The organism is Vibrio sp. 2130-1 (genome assembly GCF_033339515.1).
This window is the reverse complement of the sequence record NZ_JAWOUT010000194.1, coordinates 1-770: the sequence shown is the minus strand read 5'-3', so window position 1 is coordinate 770 and position 770 is coordinate 1. Positions and strand designations below refer to the sequence as shown.

1 protein-coding gene is annotated in these 770 nt (G+C 46.6%); it reads left to right on the top strand.

The annotated features are described in order from the left end of the window. Positions 1 to 770 (top strand): bifunctional histidinol-phosphatase/imidazoleglycerol-phosphate dehydratase HisB (gene hisB / locus R7Q09_RS25130; RefSeq protein ID WP_318143818.1); only part of this gene is annotated, 770 nt, incomplete at both ends.

The following is a 770-nucleotide window of genomic DNA, read 5'->3' as shown; positions in this document are numbered from 1 at the left end:
ATTTGTCCGCATTTTGAAGAAGACAATTGCTCTTGCCGTAAGCCTAAATTAGGCATGGTGAAAGAGTATCTTCAAGGCGGTAAAGTGGATTTCCAAAATTCTGTCGTGATTGGTGACCGTCAGACGGATCTGCAATTGGCGGAAAACATGGCGATTCGCGGTATTCAATACAATCCAGAAACCATGGGCTGGAAGCAGATATTGAAAGATCTGACGGTGAAAGCACGAGTTGCCGAAGTGATTCGTACTACTAAAGAAACCGATATCAAAGTTGCCGTTAATCTGGATGAGCAAGGCGGCAATGATATCTCAACAGGTCTTGGTTTCTTTGACCACATGCTGGATCAAATTGCCACTCACGGTGGTTTCCAAATGGTGTGCAAAGTCGACGGTGATTTACACATTGATGATCACCACACGATTGAAGATACCGCATTAGCCCTTGGTCAGGCATTAAAAGAGGCGTTGGGCGATAAGCGCGGCATTGGTCGCTTTGGTTTCAGCCTGCCGATGGATGAGTGCTTGGCGCAATGTGCGTTGGATTTGTCTGGTCGTCCTTACCTGAAATTTGACGCGAAATTTAGCCGTGATCAAGTTGGAGACTTGTCGACAGAGATGGTGGTTCACTTCTTCCGTTCTTTAACTGACACACTAGCGTGTACGCTGCACCTTTCTTCTGCTGGCGATAATGATCACCACATCATTGAGAGCCTATTCAAAGCGTTTGGTCGAACGTTACGCCAAGCAATCAAAGTGGAAGGCACGGAGCT